Origin of the sequence: Chamaesiphon sp. VAR_48_metabat_403 (genome assembly GCF_031422475.1) — a bacterium.
GTDB lineage: Bacteria > Cyanobacteriota > Cyanobacteriia > Cyanobacteriales > Chamaesiphonaceae > Chamaesiphon.
The window spans coordinates 1-2111 of the sequence record NZ_JANPLS010000046.1; the positions used below are offsets into that span (position 1 = coordinate 1).

The following is a 2111-nucleotide window of genomic DNA, read 5'->3' on the forward strand; positions in this document are numbered from 1 at the left end:
CAAGCCGCAATTAAAGCTAGAGATATTGCCACGAATGCAGGTCGTAAAGTTGCCATCACCCTCTCCGACCAGAATATGGCAAAGTTCTTCAGAGCCGGACTCTTAGAGATGATTGGCTCTGGAGTCGATTTATTATTTGCCAATGAAAGCGAAGCATTCGAGTTAGCGGGAACTCAATATTTAGTCAGTGCGATCGATTACTTAAAAACCATTTCCCAAACTTTTGCGCTCACCCTCGGTGCCAAAGGCTCATTAGTTTTTGATGGTACCGCATTAATTGAAATCGCACCTTTCCCCGTCAACGCGATCGATACTGTCGGAGCTGGCGATATGTATGCAGGTGGCTTACTATACGGCATCACCAACGGCATGGACTGGGAAACTTCCGGGAGGTTGGGTTCGATGGCTTCGTCTCGACTAGTGACCATTCCCGGTGCGCGGATGACAACAGTAGATCTTCAGTCGTTGCTGGGACAAATCAAAGGTAGTTGTTAGCAGAAGAATCGATCGATCCAGCAGATTTCGATCGATGTTGTAGCGATCGCTACAGAAAAGCTGAATTTTATTCAGATATCACATATAAAAAATGTTATTTAAGTTTTATCTGATTTCTAGTGCCTAGTTTACTACTTACCCTCGCACCTACTTAATTGAGAAAGGCGAGATACAGCTATAGCTGTATCTCGCCTCTTGTCAAACACGAGCGATTTGGAATTTACTCAAATCTTGCCGCAATCGGGTTGATTATTTTTGAGCAGATTTTAGTTGTTTTCTGAGGCGAACTGCTGCCGTACCACCAATAAGAGTACCAATAACTGTAAATGGTTCGGGAACCTCAGTTGATGCCAGCGAACCAGCTACGTTATACGATCCCGCGTTATTAAGACGAGAGGTCACATCATTTACTCGGAACTCAAGCACTGTACCATTGGCAAAACCACCGGTAAAGCCTAGAGAAGCCAGCGTAACACCATTGAGCGAAAGACTTGGTGATTGAGACGAATTTGCTGGAAATACATTAAAGAATCCTAATGTATTATTACCCAATAATAGGGCACCAAAATTAAACCCACCTGGTCCAGTCGCAGACCCTCCAGGACTCTGACCCGCAAATGTGGGCTGAGTTGCAATACCAGCCGCATTGGTGAAATAGCCCAACGGCGGCTCGTCAGTAGCCAGATCGACTATACCGGAAGCTTCCAGGCTAATTAGATCTGCTCCTGCAAAGTCATCAGAAACTGTGAAAGATGGCCCAGAGCTAATATCATTACCGAAAACGGTTAACGATGGAATTGTAAATGTTGCAGCACCTGCACTCGTAGCACCTAACGCAGTTGCGATCAGTGCCAATCCAGTGGTAGCGAAGGAAATTTTACCAACAGAACTCCATTTCGGAGAGTTTAGTTTTGCGATCGCGGTCGAAAGGGAAGAAGTCATGAATAATTCTTGGGGGATTGGGTAACATCGGTTTCATGGTATCGGTGTCAGTTTTAGCTGTTTACTGACCCATTACCTCAAACACGTTTTAGTTACGAATCACTATACACCAAAAGTAACAGATTTTGAAAAAATAGTTCTCGATCTTACAAAATTCAAGATCCAACCTCTCACAGCGGGAAAAGCTAGGCAACATGCGATGAAATAACAATGCCACCTTTTGGATGATATTTTGATAAATCGTTACAAAAGCACGACACAAGACAAAAGCTCGAATCGCCCCTTTAATGACGGGTATTTGGTTGATTTTTGCTAGGGAATCGATCGCGCGTCCCTTATTTTTCTAGCTCGACCCCGAATACTTCGGCAAAGACTTTATTTACCTTATAACCAGAATCGATCGATTCGAGCGGATCTTTGCGGAGTCGGTGACGCAGACAGAGAGCGATAATCCGGCTGATATCGTCCAGAGTGACCTCTGTCCGCCCTTCAAAGGCGGCTAAAGCCTTAGCCGCGCGATTGGTGACGATATCGCCGCGTAAGCCGTCTACATCGCAATCAGAGCAGACTTGAGAAATCTTAACGCGCAGCTCGTAATCGAGGGTGACGCTTGCCAATCTGGTTTGAGCATCGACGATCCGCTGTTGAAGGAGCGGATGCACGACCTCGAGGAT

The 2111-nt window shown here is 45.5% G+C and carries 2 protein-coding genes and 1 pseudogene; 1 reads left to right on the top strand and 2 read right to left on the bottom strand.

Annotated elements, in window-relative coordinates; all coding sequences use genetic code 11:
* Positions 1-495: PfkB family carbohydrate kinase (locus RMO79_RS02315; RefSeq protein ID WP_310481442.1), on the top strand; the 495-nt coding region annotated here is incomplete at its 5' end.
* A gap of 249 nt (positions 496-744) precedes the next feature.
* Here the strand turns inward: RMO79_RS02315 and RMO79_RS02320 are convergent.
* Together RMO79_RS02320 and RMO79_RS02325 are read right to left on the bottom strand one after the other, a co-directional pair.
* Positions 745-1437, bottom strand: coding sequence for a PEP-CTERM sorting domain-containing protein (locus RMO79_RS02320; RefSeq protein ID WP_310481443.1), 693 nt, complete (start codon positions 1435-1437; stop codon positions 745-747).
* Positions 1438-1772: 335 nt separating this feature from the next.
* A pseudogene (locus tag RMO79_RS02325) lies at positions 1773-2111 on the bottom strand (magnesium chelatase ATPase subunit I); the annotation flags it as partial.